We start from the raw sequence: 14,465 nt of genomic DNA, 5'->3' as shown, positions 1-14,465 counted from the left end.
ACCCCCGGCCCGCCTGTCCCGCGGGCGTCCGGCCCCGCCCCACCAGGACTTACCTGGACATGCCAGAAGTTATCCACAGGCCCAGCGGGCGCCGCCCGCTCCTGCCTACTATGGCCGGACCGTTCGTGGAGGGGGAAGGTCATGACCCGTTGGGTACGGTCGACGGCGCTGCTCGCCGGTGCCGTGATGATCGCCGGGTGCAGCGGCACCGGCGCGGGCGACGACCGGTCCGCCCGCCCCTCCGCCGCCGATCCGGCCGGCGGCGGACTGCCCGCGGCCCTGACCGGACAGCAACCGGCGTGGTCCGACTGCCCCGCCTCCGGGGACGCCCCGGCACCCGACGACTCCTGGCAGTGCGCCGACCTCAAGGTCCCGCTGGACTACGCCCACCCCGACGGCCCGACGATCGACATCGCCCTGATCCGCACGGCCGCCCGGGAGAAGGACTCCCGCATCGGCTCCCTGGTCTTCAACTTCGGCGGGCCCGGCGGCTCCGGCGTCTCCATGCTGCCGGGCTTCGCCCCCGGCTACGAAGCCCTCCAGCAGCGGTACGACCTGGTCAGCTTCGACCCGCGCGGGGTCGGCGCCAGCGAGGGCGTGCGCTGCCGGTCCGACCAGAAGATCGGCGCCGCCGAACGGGTCGACCTCACCCCCGACGACGGCCCCGAGGAGCAGGCCTTCCTCGCGGACGCGGCCGACTTCGCAGCCGGCTGCGAGCAGGGCGCCGGCCCCCTGCTCGCCCATCTGTCCACCGACAACACGGCACGGGACATGGACCTACTGCGCCAGGTCCTGGGCGACGAGGAACTCCACTACTTCGGCGTCTCCTACGGCACCCAACTCGGCGGCGCCTACGCCCACCTCTTCCCGAAGCGGGTGGGACGACTGGTCTTCGACGCGGTGGTGGACCCCTCCGCGGACGGCGTCACCCAGGCGAAGAACCAGGCGCGGGGCTTCCAACGCGCCCTGGACAACTACCTTGAGGACCGGGGCGAGGACCCCGCGGAAGGCAGCCGGGCGATAGCGGACCTGCTGCGCCGCATCGACGCCGACCCGCTCCCCACCGGCGGCGAACGCGAGCTGACCCAGACCCTGGCGACGATAGGCATCGTCATCACCCTCTACAGCGAGCAGTCGTGGCCCGCGCTCACCGAGGCCCTGGAGGCCGCCGAGGAGGGGGACGGAGCCCCCCTCCTCGCCCTGGCCGACATGTACAACGAGCGCGACGAAGCGGGGCGCTACAGCACCCAGAGCCACTCCCAGCGCGCCATCTCCTGCCGCGACGCCAAGGACCGCACCACCGCGGAGCAGGCCCGGGCCTCGCTGGAGGAGTTCCGGAAGATATCGCCGGTGTTCGGCGAGTTCCTCGGTTGGGACACCGCCGGCTGGTGCCACCAGTGGCCGGTGCCCGGTCTCCAGGAGCGGTCCGAGGTGAGCGCCCCGGGAGCCGCGCCGATCCTCGTGATCGGCAACACCGGAGACCCGGCGACCCCGTACGAGGGCGCGGCCCGCATGGCGGACGGGCTCGGCGAGGACGTCGGCGTACTGATGACCTGGAAGGGCGAAGGACACGGCGCCTACGGCAACGGGAGCAGCTGCGTCGACGACGCGGTGAACGGCTACCTGCTGGACGGGCGGGCGCCGAAGGACGGCACCGTCTGCTCCTGACCCGACCGCGCCGAACCCCGTCGGAGCGCGGGTCCCGACACACGCCCGGGCCGGCGGGCCGGGCGGGGCGGGCCCGCCCGGCCCGGACGGGCTGCCGCACGAGCGGGTCACCACCGCAAACGGGGGGGGTGGGGGGGAGGGGAGGGGAGGGGGAGGGCCCCCACCCCAACGACAACGGCATCGGGTCCCCACACCCGAAGCTGTGGGGACCCGATGCTCGTCATGGCGCGGTGCCCGCCCCGCGGTCCGGTGCCCGCCGGGCCCGGTCCGGGCGGCGGACGGAGGGGTCAGTACACCGGCTTGCTGGGCTCGATCTGGTTGACCCAACCGATGACCCCGCCACCGACGTGGACGGCGTCCGCGAAACCGGCCGACTTCAGCACGGCGAGGACCTCCGCACTGCGGACACCCGTCTTGCAGTGCAAGACGATCTTCCGGTCCTGCGGCAGGGACTCCAGGGCGGAGCCCATCAGGAACTCGTTCTTGGGGATCAGCTTGGCGCCCGGGATGGAGACGATCTCGTACTCGCCCGGCTCGCGGACGTCGATGATCTCGATGTCCTCGCCCTCGTCGATCCACTCCTTCAACTGCTTGGGAGTGATCGTCGAACCGGCCGCCGCCGCCTGGGCCTCCTCGGACACGACGCCGCAGAAGGCCTCGTAGTCGATGAGTTCGGTGACGGTGGGGTTCTCGCCGCAGACCGCGCAGTTGGGGTCCTTGCGGACCTTGACCTGGCGGTACTGCATCTCCAGGGCGTCGTAGATCATCAGACGGCCGACCAGCGGCTCGCCGGTGCCGGTCAGCACCTTGATCGCCTCGGTGACCTGGATCGAACCGACGGACGCGCACAGCACGCCCAGCACGCCGCCCTCGGCGCAGGAGGGCACCATGCCCGGCGGCGGCGGCTCGGGGTACAGGCACCGGTAGCACGGGCCGTGCTCGCTCCAGAAGACCGAGGCCTGGCCGTCGAAGCGGTAGATCGAGCCCCACACGTACGGCTTGTTGAGCAGCACGCACGCGTCGTTGACCAGGTAGCGGGTGGCGAAGTTGTCCGTGCCGTCCACGATCAGGTCGTACTGGCTGAAGATGTCCATCACGTTGTCGGCTTCGAGCCGCTCTTCGTGGAGGACGACCTCGACGTACGGGTTGATGCCCAGGACGCTGTCGCGGGCGGACTCCGCCTTGGAACGGCCGATGTCCGACTGGCTGTGGATGATCTGACGTTGCAGGTTCGACTCGTCGACCTCGTCGAACTCCACGATGCCGAGCGTGCCGACGCCCGCCGCGGCCAAGTACATGAGCGCCGGGGAACCGAGCCCACCGGCGCCGACACAGAGCACCTTCGCGTTCTTCAGCCGCTTCTGCCCGTCCATCCCGACATCCGGAATGATCAGGTGGCGGGAGTACCTGCGGACCTCGTCGACGGTGAGCTCAGAAGCTGGCTCTACCAGGGGTGGCAACGACACGGACACTCCGTTGGTCGATATTTCGGAAGGTTGTTCTGCGAGTAACACTGCCACGCGCTTCTTCATTCCGAGACACCTGTTCCGACCCGCGAGACGATTCCGTCCCAGTCTCCGGGCACGCCCCGGCGGCACCCCGTCGCACCCCGTCGAACGGCCCGGTCGCCACGCCGGAACCGGGCCGGTGAGCGCTGCGGGGACGCAGTCGTGGACGGGACGCGACGTCCCCGGACCGGTCGCCGTGCGGCGGCGGGCCGGAGACGCCGGAGCGGCAGAAGCGTTCCGGCGGGCACTCCCCCGCCCGCACACCCCGTGCCCGTGCCCGACCACGACCACGACCGCGCCGCGACCGCCGACCGGCATGCGGTCCCCCGCCCGGCCGTGGCGGACGGACGGGCCCGCCGCGCGGGCAGAGCCGACGACCCCCCGCCGGGCCCCGGTCAGATGCGGCACGCCGCCTCCATCCAGATGTCGGCGAGCGACTCCTCCAGGTTGATCCGCGGCCGCCAGCCCAGCCGGTCGCGAGCCGTACGGACATCGGCCTGCTGCCAGCTCCCGCACCCGTCCGGATAGGGGTAGGCGGCCGGGAGGAGCTGGTGGTCCGGGTCGGAGCGCGGGTGCCCGAGGGGGGAGCGCAGCGGCACCGACGGCGCGTCCAGCTCGTGGAGCGCCCCCCCGTACCCGGCGACCCGGGCGAGGACGGCGGCGGCGTCCCGCAGCCGCACGGCACGACCGGAGCCGATGTTGACCACGCCCTGCGCCGCGGACAGGGAGGCGGCGTGCACGGCCCGCGCCACATCGCGCACGTCCACGAAGTCGCGCTGCGCGCCGAGGCCGCCGAGCTTCAACTCGCCGTCCCCGGCCTGCATGGCCCGCCGCATGGCCTCCGCAAGCCGTCCGAGCGGCGAACCCGCGGGGGTGCCGGGCCCGGCGGGCGAGAAGACCCGCAGGACCACGGCATCGAGGCCGGAGCCGAGGACCAGCTCGGTGGCGGCGAGCTTGCTGACGCCGTACGGGCCGCCCGGCCGGGGCACGGCGTCCTCGGCCGTCGAGGAGCCGGGCTGGCTGGGGCCGTACTCGGCGCCGCAGCCGATCTGCACCAGTCGGGCACCGCACCTGCTGCGCCGCAGGGCTTCGCAGACGGTGGCGACGGCGACCGTGTTGTGTCGGATCAGCTCGCGGGCGCCGCCCCGGGTCGCACCGGCGCAGTTGATGACGACTCCGGGGTGGACGGCGTCGAAGAACCTGGTCAGCGCCCCGGGGCTACCGGTGGCGAGGTCGAAGCGCACATCGGCGTCGTCGCCGCGCCCGAGGGCGGTGAGCTGGACGGCCGGGTCCGCGATGAGCCGGTCGGCGACGAAGCGCCCGAGGTACCCGCCGGCTCCGATCAGCAGCACTCTCATCGGGCGCCTCCAGGTACGTGGTCTCCGGATCGGAGGGTGGTCATCTCGCTTTCTCCTTCAGGGGTGGTGCCGTACGGGAACGCCCGCGGTGTCGGCCACGCGGGAGGGGGTGGGGGGTGGAGTCCGGGGGTGCCGGGAGGGGCCTGGCGAGTGCGGGAGGGGCGCGGAACGCGGACGGGGCCCGGCCCACCGGTCCGGGGGCCGGCATTGCCGAAACGGTCCTTCTGAAGGGTGGACCTCAGCCGTGCCACCCGTTCGGCGGTCGGCGCCTCCGGTGGTCCGCCCCTTTGCCCCGGGCCGGTGGTGCCCCTTCCCGCCGCCGGCACGGGCCGCCGGCCCGCCTGCACCCGGGCGGTGCCGGGCGCAGGGGTGCGGAGGATCGTGCCGTTCGCGCCCTGCGGGTGGCCCGCGCCGGGTGCGCACGCCGCTGCCGGGTGTGCGCGGGGGCGCCGAACGAACCGCCGGGGCACTCCGCGGTGCCGCTGCGCGTTCCCCTCGCCGGGCACGGAGGCGTCACGGACCGGGCGGGGGGGGACGGGCCGCCGCGCAGCGGTCGCCGACGGGGTGTCGTCCTCGACGAGCCTTCCGATCCGCACCCGTACACCCCCGGTTCCCGTCTGGGGGGCCTCCGTCGTTCGGCGGCCCGCAGCGGGACGAACGTATGCGGACGGGCGGGCCGTACGGCGGACGGTTGTCCGTCGCACCACCAAAAGGGGTGAACGGACGTAACTTTCCTGGGCGGGAAGCGTTTTCTCGCGCTATGGATCTTCTCGACCACGAGGGGTCACGTTCGGACCCCCTGCGGCGTGTTGTTGACGGGTGCTCAACCCTCCGGGAAGGCCCAGGGGTTGGCCCGGCAACGGATGCCTTCGTGCTCCAGGAACTTCGTCTGCTGTTGCATCACGGGAGCCAGGGCGCCGTCCGTCTGGCAGCTCACGTGGTTGAAGCCCAGCCGGTGGCCGACCTCGTGGTTGATGAGCATCTGACGATAGGCGTGGATGCGGTCGTCGCCGTAGGTCTCGGAGCCCTGCGCCCAGCGGTAGGCGTTGATCATCACGCGCTCGGTGGAGGCCGAGTCGCACGACACGTTGTCGATGGTGACGTCGAGGCCGGACTTGGCGCACCAGGCTCCTGTGGTTCCCGGGCTCGCCAGGGTGATCACGAAGTCGGCCGTCCCGGAGGAGACCCGTTCGAAGGCGCGACCGCCCCCGTGGGCCCAACTGCGGTTGTCGTTGAGGGTCTTGTGCACCGCCTCGGCGAAGAGCCCGCCGTCCAGGCCGAGTCCCTCCTCCACGTCCACCCGGTAGCGGAAGAGCTTCCCCCGGCCCGGTGCCTTCGCGAAGCCGGAGACCGCCTCGAAGGCGCCCGAGCCGGCCAGTTCCGGGTCCAGCTCGTAGGTGCGCCCCATCTGCTGGCCGTAGGTCGGCTTCCGGGCGACCGGTGGGTCCGCGGCGGCGGGCCGGTCGGCGGGGACGGAGCGGGTGTCGGAGCGCGAGGGCGGGTCACCGTCCTGACGGTCGGTCCCGCCGGTGGTGCTGGTGCGGTCGGTGCGCACCCCGTTCTGCTCGGTGACCTGGCCGGCGACGACCACGGCGAGGACCGTGGTCACCGCGGCGGCGGCGATCCCGGTGAAGGTGCGGCCCTTGCCGCCGCGGCTCGGGGTGCCCGCGGGGCGGCGCCGGGGCTCGTCCTCGGGGTGCCGGGGCGGTGGCACCGCGCCGCGGGGTCCGCCCCGTCCGCCGGAGCCGCCCCGACCCGACCCGCCGGGCCCCTCGCTCGGGTCGCCCTCGTGGTCCCCGTGGACCTCCGCCGGGTCGACGGGGTCCCACTGGGTGACGGAGGCGTAGGGATCGGCGGGGGCGCTGGTGCCGGGCGCGCGCCGAGCCTGTGCGCCGGCGGGGGGCGCGCCGGCGGCGGGTGCGTACGGGCCAGAGCTGTAGGGCGCCCGGAGCAGCGGGGCCCCCCGGCCCGGTCCGCCCCGGCCGTCGTGGGGGGTGGCGGCGAAGGCGTCGAGGTACTCCTGCCGCGGGCCGGGGACGCGGTGCTGGTGCCCTGCGGTGCCGGGCGGGTCGGGCAGGGCGCCCCAACCGCCTCCCGCCTCGTGCTGTTCGGGGTGCCCGCCCCGCACGTCCGGATGCCGGGGGACGCCCTGCGCCGGGGTGCCGTGCGGGCCCGCGTAGGGGGGGTACGGCGTCATCGGTCGGGGCTCGGGCCGCGGGGCGTACCGGGGCGCGGCGGCGCCCGTCCCGCCGGCCGGGGGTTCCGGGGTCGGCGGGGCGGCGGGAGGCGTGGTGGTCCTCCCGGGCTTCGCCGGAGGTCCCTTGCGGCTGTGGCGTCCCACGCGGCGTCTCAGCTCCCCGTCTGCGCGTCGGCGGACTCGTCCCTACCGGAGGGTGCCACAACGGTGCGGTTCCCGTCGTGACGGGGCCCCGGACCGGGTGCGTCCGGGGCCCGCGCGATGTCTTTGAGGAGGTCGCGGAAGGCGGCGGCGACGTGGTCGGGGTACTCCATCATCGCGACGTGCCCGGCGTCCGGCAGGGTCAGCAGGCGCGAGCCGCGGAAGGTGCGGGCCGCCCGTTCGGCCATGCGCGGCGCCACCATGCGGTCGCGTCCGCCGTAGACGAGCAGGGTCGGCGCGAGCACCCGCTCGGCCTGCCGCCACAGCCCGTGCTGTCCGCCGAGGGTGTAGGCGTCGACGAGGCCCCGGGTGGTGCGGGCCATGGCGTCCCAGAAGTGCGGCAGCGTCTGCCGGTGCTCCATCTCCGCGACGGCGGCGGCGAAGCCCTCGGGCGTGGCCCGCCCCGGGTCGCCCCAGCACAGGTCCAGCACCCCGCGCACCCGTTGTTCCGCCGTCCAGTTCCTGGTCAGTCGGGTGAACAGGGCGGCGGCGCCGGGGACGGCCAGCAGCGCGGTGGGGAGGGCGGTGCGCTGGACGCGCAGTTCCGGCAGTGCCGGGGAGACCAGGGTGAGCGAGCGGACCAGGTCGGGGCGGACGGCGGCCACCCGGGTGCTGATCGCGCCCCCCAGCGAGTTGCCGAAGAGGTGGACGGGGCCCCGTCCGGCGGAGTCGAGGTACCGGATCACGGCACGGGCGTGCGCGGTGACGGAGTAGGCGCCGTCGGACGGTGCCGGAGAATCGCCGAAGCCGGGGAGGTCGAGTGCCTCTCCGTCCACCACGTCGTCGAGCAGCGGCATCAGCGCGGACCAGTTCTGCGAGGAACCGCCGAGTCCGTGCACGTAGAGGGCGGGCGGGCGACCGGGTCCGGCGGTGGACCGCGAGCGGACGGTGAGGGAGAGTCCGGGGAGTTCGACGGCGCGCAGCCGTTCCCCTTCCCCGGCCCTGACCGCACCGACCCGGGGCACGGCCGCAGTGGCCAGCTGCGGGGGCTCGGACGTAGACATGCGGCAATGTTACGAGAGGATCACGCCTGGCTCGGCGTGTTCGGCGTCACAGATCGGCGTAGCGTGGGCGTACGAGCGCTCAGTGCTCCCGACGAGCGGAGGGCGTGCGCCCTCGCTGCCGGGGGCCGGACCGGAGCGGGCCCGTCTGGATCGTGGTGCGGGAGGAGCGCCCGGAGGCCCTCCGGCCGGGAGTTCGACGGAGAAGAGGAGGACGGCATGTCCGACCCCACCAACCGCGGGCGCGCGGGTTCCGATGGTTCCCGGGACGGCTCCGAGGACCCGACCGACACCGCCGGGCGCGCCGACGCCCCGGAGGACCTGGGGGTGGAGGCGCCGGAGGCGGACGCCGCGGAGCAGCGTGCGGACCTGGCGCCGGAGCGGGACGATCCGCGTCTGGGGGCCGATCCCGCTTCGGCCGACGAGGGCGACCGGGCGGAGCAGGCCCGGGTCGTGGAGTTGAACGAGGACGAGTACCGCTGACCCCGGGGCGGGTCCGCCGCGACCGGGTCGGCGGGTGCCCGGCGTACCCGAGCGTGCCCCGCGCGGCAGCGGGCCTGTGTACGGTTCCCCCTTGCGTCCGGGACGTTCCGTGCCCCGTCCGGTACGTGAAATCCTGCGTCCGCGCCGCGCGGTCCGGGGTTACCCGAAAGTACGATGGGCGCCGCGGCGCACACCGCACATGATCGATCTTGGGAGGCGGCGTGACAGCCATCGAGCAGACAGACGCGGCCCGCCCGCGGGGCACCCGCCTGCCGCGGCGGGCCCGGCGGAACCAGCTGCTGGGTGCCGCGCAGGAGGTGTTCGTCGCCCAGGGGTACCACGCCGCCGCGATGGACGACATCGCCGAGCGCGCGGGTGTCAGCAAGCCGGTGCTGTACCAGCACTTCCCGGGCAAGCTCGAGCTGTACCTGGCCCTCCTGGACCAGCACTGCGAGGCGTTGTTGCACGCCGTGCGCGGGGCGCTCGCCTCGACCTCGGAGAACAAGCAGCGGGTGGCGGCCACGATGGACGCCTACTTCGGTTACGTGGAGGACGAGGGCGGTGCGTTCCGGCTGGTCTTCGAGTCGGACCTGACCAACGAGCCGGCCGTGCGGGAACGGGTGGAGCGGGTCAGCCTCCAGTGCGCGGAGGCCATCTCCGAGGTGATCTCCGAGGACACCGGGTTGTCCAAGGAGGAGTCGATGCTCCTCGCGGTGGGGCTCGGCGGCGTCTCGCAGGTGGTGGCCCGCTACTGGCTGGCCAGCGGGAGCGAGATCCCGCGGGACGCGGCGGTGCAGTTGATCACTTCCCTGGCCTGGCGCGGCATCGCGGGCTTCCCGCTCCACGGCACGGAGGCGGCGGCGTCCTGATCCCCTCTCCCCACCGCGTGGTCGCGGGGCGGTCGCGGCCCGGTGGGGGCGCCGGGAACACCGGCGGCCCGCTCGGATGTTCCCGTCCGCTGTTCGCTACCGGCGTGCCGACGTCGTGGCTTGCCCCTGGCTGCACCGGGCTAGGGTGTGCCAGGTACGGCGCGGAGGGTCGCGCACTTCAATGACCGTCGGAGGGACAGGCCGTGGAGGTCAAGATCGGCGTGCAGCACGCGCCCCGCGAGATCGTTCTGGAGAGCGGCCAGACCGCCGAGGAGGTCGAGACCGCGGTGGCCGAGGCGCTGTCCGGCAAGGCGCGACTGCTGAGCCTCGTGGACGACCACGGCCGCAAGGTGCTCGTGCCGGCGGACCGGCTCGCGTACGTGGAGATCGGCGAGCCGACGCAGCGCAAGGTGGGCTTCAGCGCCCTGTAGGCGACTGCCGCACCGGGTGCGGAGGCGGTGTGGTCCGGGACGTCTCCCGGGCCGCACCGCCTTCGCACGTTGGGGGTCCGTGCCGGGGGGCGCACAGGGTTGCGCGCAGGTCGAGGGGGGTAGACCGGGTGCACGCGTGACGGACGCGGTGGACGTGCGGGAGGGGCCTCGATGGTGTGGATGACGGCGGGCGCCGCGGTGATCGGACTGGGTCTCGCACTGGCCGTGCTGCGACTGCGGGCGGAGCGGCTGCCGGCGGCCCGTCTGGTGGTGGTGACGGGGGTGGTGGGCAGTCTGCTCGGCGTCTTCGTGACGCGCACCGCGCTGGGGGACCCGGGGGCCGCCACCACCCTGGTGGGTGCCGGGGCGCTGGCCGCGGCCCTGTTGTCCCTCCTGCTGCGCCGACCCCACCAGGTGCGCCGGTCGGCCCCGGTCTGAGGGCCGCGCCCGGAGCGGCTCAGGCGGCGAGGCCCAGTGCGGCCATCCGCTTGGTGTGGGCCTCGGTGATCCGGGAGAACATCCGTCCGACCTCGGCGAGGTCGAAGCCGTCCGCGACACCGCCCACCAGCATCGTCGACAGGGCGTCGCGTTCGGCGACCACCCGCTGGGACTGGGAGAGCGCTTCGCCCATCAGCCGCCGGGCCCACAGGGCGAGCCGTCCGCCGACCCGGGGGTCGGCGTCGATCGCCGCCCGCACCTTCTCCACGGCGAACCCGCCGTGGCCGGTGTCGTCGAGCACCGCGAGGACCAGGGCCCGGGTGTCGGAGTCAAGCCGGACGGCGACCTCCCGGTAGAAGTCGCTCGCGATGGAGTCGCCGACGTACGCCTTGACCAGCCCTTCCAGCCAGTCGGACGGGGCGGTCTGGCGGTGGAAGCCGTCGAGCGCGGCGACGAACGGGTCCATCGCCTCGGTGGGCTCGGCGCCGATCGCCGCGAGCCGGTCCCGCAACCGCTCGAAGTGGGTGAACTCCGCGGACGCCATCTTGGCGAGGGCCGCCTTGTCGGCGAGGGTCGGGGCGAGCTTGGCGTCCTCCGCGAGCCGTTCGAACGCCGCCAGCTCGCCGTAGGCGAGCGCGCCCAGCAGGTCGACGACCGCGGCCCGGTACTGGGGGTCCGCGGAGGCCCGGTCCCAGTCCTGGGCGGCGACCCCGGTGGGTTCGGCGGGCGTGTCAGCGGCGTGGTCAGGCGTCGTCATGAAGCGCACAATAGTCCCCGCGGCGACCGCGGGAAGGCCCTGGTCACCGACCGCCGCGCCGCTCCCGGCGGTGACCTGCGGGCGGCCGCGCGACCGGTTGCGGACCACGGGGTGATGAATTCGGCCATCGCACCCGCACGATTCCGCGGTATGGTGGTAATGCGCCCGCCGAGCGCGCCGACGTACCCCCGGGGGTCACCCACACGGTGACCGGGCCCGGGTGGGGCCGGTGAACCCGACGGGCACAGGAATGAGGATGCCCGGTCGCTGGCCCGATCGGCTCCGACCAGACAGCCCTCCCGGAGGGTGCGCCACCGCGCGCACCGCAGTGGGAGGGGCCCTCAAGCGGTACGAGAGTTCCGAGCGCCGGCTGTGGTCCCGCGCCATCCGGCCCGCGAAGGCGGCCGGGGGTACACCGGCACGGTCACGACCCCCAGCGCTCACTCGGTACCGCCTCTCACAGAAGAGGCACCACCCTGACTACGCACACACAGCCCACGACGTTCCGAGAGCTCGGCATCCTGCCCGAGACGGCCGAGTCGCTGGAAGCCGTCGGCATCGTCACCCCGTTCCCGATCCAGGAGATGACCCTCCCCGTCGCCCTCTCCGGCACGGACGTGATCGGCCAGGCCAAGACCGGCACCGGCAAGACGTTGGGCTTCGGCCTGCCGCTGCTGGAGCGGGTCACCGTCCCCGCCGACGTGGAGGCCGGTCGGGCCGCTCCCGAGCAGCTCACCGACGCCCCGCAGGCGCTCATCGTCGTCCCCACCCGCGAACTGTGCCAGCAGGTCACCAACGACCTGCTGACCGCGGGCAAGGTCCGCAACGTGCGGGTCCTCGCGATCTACGGCGGCCGGGCCTACGAGCCGCAGGTCGAGGCCCTGCAGAAGGGCGTCGACGTGGTCGTCGGCACGCCCGGACGGCTGCTCGACCTGGCCGGCCAGAAGAAGCTCGACCTGAAGCACATCCGCTGTCTCGTCCTGGACGAGGCGGACGAGATGCTGGACCTGGGCTTCCTGCCGGACGTCGAGAAGATCATCAACATGCTTCCGGCGAAGCGCCAGACGATGTTGTTCTCCGCGACGATGCCGGGTGCCGTGATCGGCCTCGCGCGCCGCTACATGTCGCAGCCGACGCACATCCGCGCCACCGCCCCCGACGACGAGGGCGCCACCGTCGCGAACATCTCGCAGCACGTGTACCGGGCGCACTCCATGGACAAGCCGGAGATGGTCGCGCGCATCCTTCAGGCCGAGGGCCGGGCGCTGGCGATGGTCTTCTGCCGCACCAAGCGCACCGCAGCCGACATCGCCGAGCAGCTCCAGCGCCGCGGCTTCGCCTCCGGCGCCGTCCACGGCGACCTGGGCCAGGGAGCGCGCGAGCAGGCGCTGCGCGCCTTCCGCAACGGCAAGGTCGACGTGCTGGTCTGCACGGACGTGGCCGCGCGCGGCATCGACGTCGAGAACGTCACCCACGTGATCAACTACCAGTCCCCCGAGGACGAGAAGACGTATCTGCACCGCATCGGCCGCACCGGTCGCGCCGGTGCCTCCGGTACGGCGATCACCCTGGTCGACTGGGACGACATCCCGCGCTGGCAGCTGATCAACAAGGCGTTGGACCTGCCGTTCAACGACCCGCCGGAGACCTACTCCACCTCCCCGCACCTCTTCTCCGAGCTGCGCATCCCGGAGGGCACCAAGGGCATCCTGCCGCGTTCGGAGCGCACCCGCGCCGGGCTCGCCGCCGAAGAGGTCGAGGACCTCGGCGAGACCGGTCGGGGTCCGCGCGGCCGGGGCGGTCGGGGCGCTCCCGCGCCGGAGCGCGAGCGGCCCGCACGCACCCCCCGCAGTCGCCGGCGCACCCGGGGCGGCGCCGCGCTGGGGGCCGAGGCCGACGGGTCCGTCGAGCAGCCGGTCGCGCCGGTGGGCACCGAGGCCGGCGAGGAGGCGCCGCGGGCGCTCCGCCGCCGTCGTCGGACCCGCGCCGGCGGCGCCGGTCAGGCCGGTGCGCCCGAGGCGACCGCCCTCCCGGCGGTGACCGAAGCACCGGCCGTCGAGGCCCCCGCCGTGGAGGCCCCCGCCGTGGAGGCCCCCGCCGTGGAGGCCGACGCCCCGGCGAAGCCCCGGCGTCGTCGCACCCGCAAGGCGGCCGAGGCCCCCGAGGCGGCAGCGACCGTGGTCGAGGCTCCGGTGGCGGACGCGGTCGCGGTCGTCGAGCCGGAGGCCGCTCCCCGCCGTCGGACCCGGAAGAAGGCCGCCGTGGTGCCCGCCCAGGACACCGGGACGGACGGGGAGGCGACCGAGCCGGCCGCGGCTCCCCGTCGCCGCACCCGCGCCAAGAAGGCCGCCGAGGCCCCTGCCGTGAGTACCGACGCCCCGGCCGCCGAGAGCACCGAAAGCGCCCCGGCGGCGCCCCGGCGCACCCGGGCCAAGAAGGCCGCGGCGCCGGTCGCCGAGCCCGCTGCCAACGAGGCCGCGGACCCGGAGGCGAAGCCGCGCCGGCGCCGTACCCGCAAGGTGGCCGAGGCCCCCGAGGGCTGAGTCCGAGGCGCACGGCACACGTCGGTGGCCGGAACCGGGCCCTCGCCCGGTTCCGGCCACCGGTGCGTCCGGCCCCGACCGGGTGGCGGGGCGGTCGCTCCCCGTGGCGGTTAGCCTTCGGGGTATGAGCAGGCCCTCGTCGTTCTCGCCGCCCGCCGGAGTGCTCCCCCGGGTGCTCGCCACCTCCCGCGGCGACTTCGCCGTCCTCGACGCGGAGGGCGCCGACGGGCGGCCGCGCGGCACGGCGTTGCTGCTGCCCGGGTACATGGGCAGCAAGGAGGACTTCCTCGACCTGATGCTGCCGCTGGCCGCCCGCGGCTACCGCACCGTCGCCGTGGACGGCCGCGGGCAGTACCAGACGGACGGGCCGCGGAACGACGAATCCCCCTACGCCCAAGGGGAGTTGATCCGCGATGTACTGGCCCAACGGGAAGCCCTCTCAGGGGCCGGGCCGCTCCATCTGCTGGGGCACTCCTTCGGCGGGCTCGTCGCCCGGGCCGCAGTGCTGGCCGCCCCCGGAGCGTTCGCCTCGCTGACCCTGATGGCGTCCGGCCCCGCCGGGATATCCGCGCCCCAGCAGCAGCGGGTGGCGCTGCTGCGGGAGGCCCTCGGCTCCCTGGACATGGCACGGGTGTGGGAGGCGATGCAGTCCATGGAGGCCCCGCCCCCCGAGGACGCCGGCCCCGCCACGGCCGAGGACGGCGCCCGGGCCGCGGCGCTGCGGACCCGTTGGCTGCGCACCAGCCCCGCGCAGATCGTCGCCGCCGGTCGGCAGTTGTGCGTCGAGCCGGACCGGGTCGCCGAGTTGGCGGCGCTGGAACTGCCCCGGCACGTGCTGTCCGGCGAGCGGGACGACACCTGGCCGGTGCCGCTCATGGACGACATGGCGGTCCGGATGGGCGCACGGCGCACGGTCGTCGCGGGGGCCGAGCACTCCCCCAACGTGGAGCGCCCCGGGCCCACGGCCGCCGCCCTCGCCGACTTCTGGGACGCCGTCCCCGGCTGACGGCC

The 14,465-nt window shown here is 74.4% G+C and carries 12 protein-coding genes; 7 read left to right on the top strand and 5 right to left on the bottom strand.

Features of this window, described 5'->3' with window-relative positions; all coding sequences use genetic code 11:
* The first annotated feature begins 141 nt into the window (after nt 1-141).
* Nucleotides 142-1,668, top strand: coding sequence for an alpha/beta hydrolase (locus tag ABT092_RS07790; RefSeq protein ID WP_351240939.1), 1,527 nt, complete (start codon nt 142-144; stop codon nt 1,666-1,668).
* A gap of 287 nt (nt 1,669-1,955) precedes the next feature.
* On the opposite strand, the gene moeZ is transcribed toward ABT092_RS07790, so the two are convergent.
* The 4 genes from moeZ to ABT092_RS07770 all read right to left on the bottom strand — a co-directional run bounded on the left by moeZ (nt 1,956) and on the right by ABT092_RS07770 (nt 7,936).
* A complete protein-coding gene (gene moeZ, locus ABT092_RS07785; protein WP_351240937.1) occupies nt 1,956-3,134 on the bottom strand; it encodes an adenylyltransferase/sulfurtransferase MoeZ in 1,179 nt (392 codons plus the stop codon).
* Nucleotides 3,135-3,571: 437 nt separating this feature from the next.
* Complete coding sequence (locus tag ABT092_RS07780; RefSeq protein WP_351240935.1) at nt 3,572-4,534, bottom strand: NAD-dependent epimerase/dehydratase family protein; 963 nt, start codon at nt 4,532-4,534, stop codon at nt 3,572-3,574.
* A gap of 823 nt (nt 4,535-5,357) precedes the next feature.
* The gene (locus tag ABT092_RS07775; protein WP_451364141.1) at nt 5,358-6,731 is read right to left on the bottom strand and encodes a DUF3152 domain-containing protein; all 1,374 of its coding nucleotides are present in this window, start codon (nt 6,729-6,731) and stop codon (nt 5,358-5,360) included.
* A 152-nt stretch (nt 6,732-6,883) separates the two neighbouring features.
* On the bottom strand, nt 6,884-7,936 hold the full coding sequence (locus ABT092_RS07770; RefSeq protein WP_351240933.1) for an alpha/beta fold hydrolase: 1,053 nt from the start codon (nt 7,934-7,936) through the stop codon (nt 6,884-6,886).
* 216 nt (nt 7,937-8,152) lie between these two features.
* On the opposite strand from ABT092_RS07770, the gene ABT092_RS07765 reads away from it, so the two are divergent.
* From ABT092_RS07765 to ABT092_RS07750, 4 genes are all read left to right on the top strand, one after another.
* On the top strand, nt 8,153-8,416 hold the full coding sequence (locus ABT092_RS07765; protein ID WP_351240931.1) for a hypothetical protein: 264 nt from the start codon (nt 8,153-8,155) through the stop codon (nt 8,414-8,416).
* Nucleotides 8,417-8,637: 221 nt separating this feature from the next.
* The gene (locus ABT092_RS07760) at nt 8,638-9,285 is read left to right on the top strand and encodes a TetR/AcrR family transcriptional regulator (protein ID WP_351240929.1); all 648 of its coding nucleotides are present in this window, start codon (nt 8,638-8,640) and stop codon (nt 9,283-9,285) included.
* A 203-nt stretch (nt 9,286-9,488) separates the two neighbouring features.
* Nucleotides 9,489-9,716 carry a DUF3107 domain-containing protein gene (locus ABT092_RS07755; RefSeq protein WP_351240927.1) on the top strand — a complete coding sequence of 76 codons (228 nt, stop codon included), beginning with the start codon at nt 9,489-9,491 and terminating at the stop codon, nt 9,714-9,716.
* 171 nt (nt 9,717-9,887) lie between these two features.
* Nucleotides 9,888-10,154, top strand: a complete 267-nt coding sequence (locus tag ABT092_RS07750; RefSeq protein ID WP_351240925.1) for a hypothetical protein — start codon at nt 9,888-9,890, stop codon at nt 10,152-10,154.
* 19 nt (nt 10,155-10,173) lie between these two features.
* On the opposite strand, the gene ABT092_RS07745 is transcribed toward ABT092_RS07750, so the two are convergent.
* Nucleotides 10,174-10,911 carry a ferritin-like fold-containing protein gene (locus ABT092_RS07745; protein ID WP_351240923.1) on the bottom strand — a complete coding sequence of 246 codons (738 nt, stop codon included), beginning with the start codon at nt 10,909-10,911 and terminating at the stop codon, nt 10,174-10,176.
* 584 nt (nt 10,912-11,495) lie between these two features.
* On the opposite strand from ABT092_RS07745, the gene ABT092_RS07740 reads away from it, so the two are divergent.
* The gene (locus tag ABT092_RS07740; RefSeq protein ID WP_502968400.1) at nt 11,496-13,454 is read left to right on the top strand and encodes a DEAD/DEAH box helicase; all 1,959 of its coding nucleotides are present in this window, start codon (nt 11,496-11,498) and stop codon (nt 13,452-13,454) included.
* 124 nt (nt 13,455-13,578) lie between these two features.
* Entirely contained in the window at nt 13,579-14,460 is an 882-nt protein-coding gene (locus tag ABT092_RS07735) for an alpha/beta fold hydrolase (protein ID WP_351240921.1), read from the top strand.
* Nucleotides 14,461-14,465: the final 5 nt, after the last annotated feature.

The sequence above is a fragment of the Streptomyces sp. NPDC002490 genome (genome assembly GCF_040296045.1).
GTDB lineage: Bacteria > Actinomycetota > Actinomycetes > Streptomycetales > Streptomycetaceae > Streptomyces.
The sequence above is the reverse complement of the archived record's forward strand: the minus strand, read 5'-3'. Positions and strand labels throughout refer to the sequence as shown.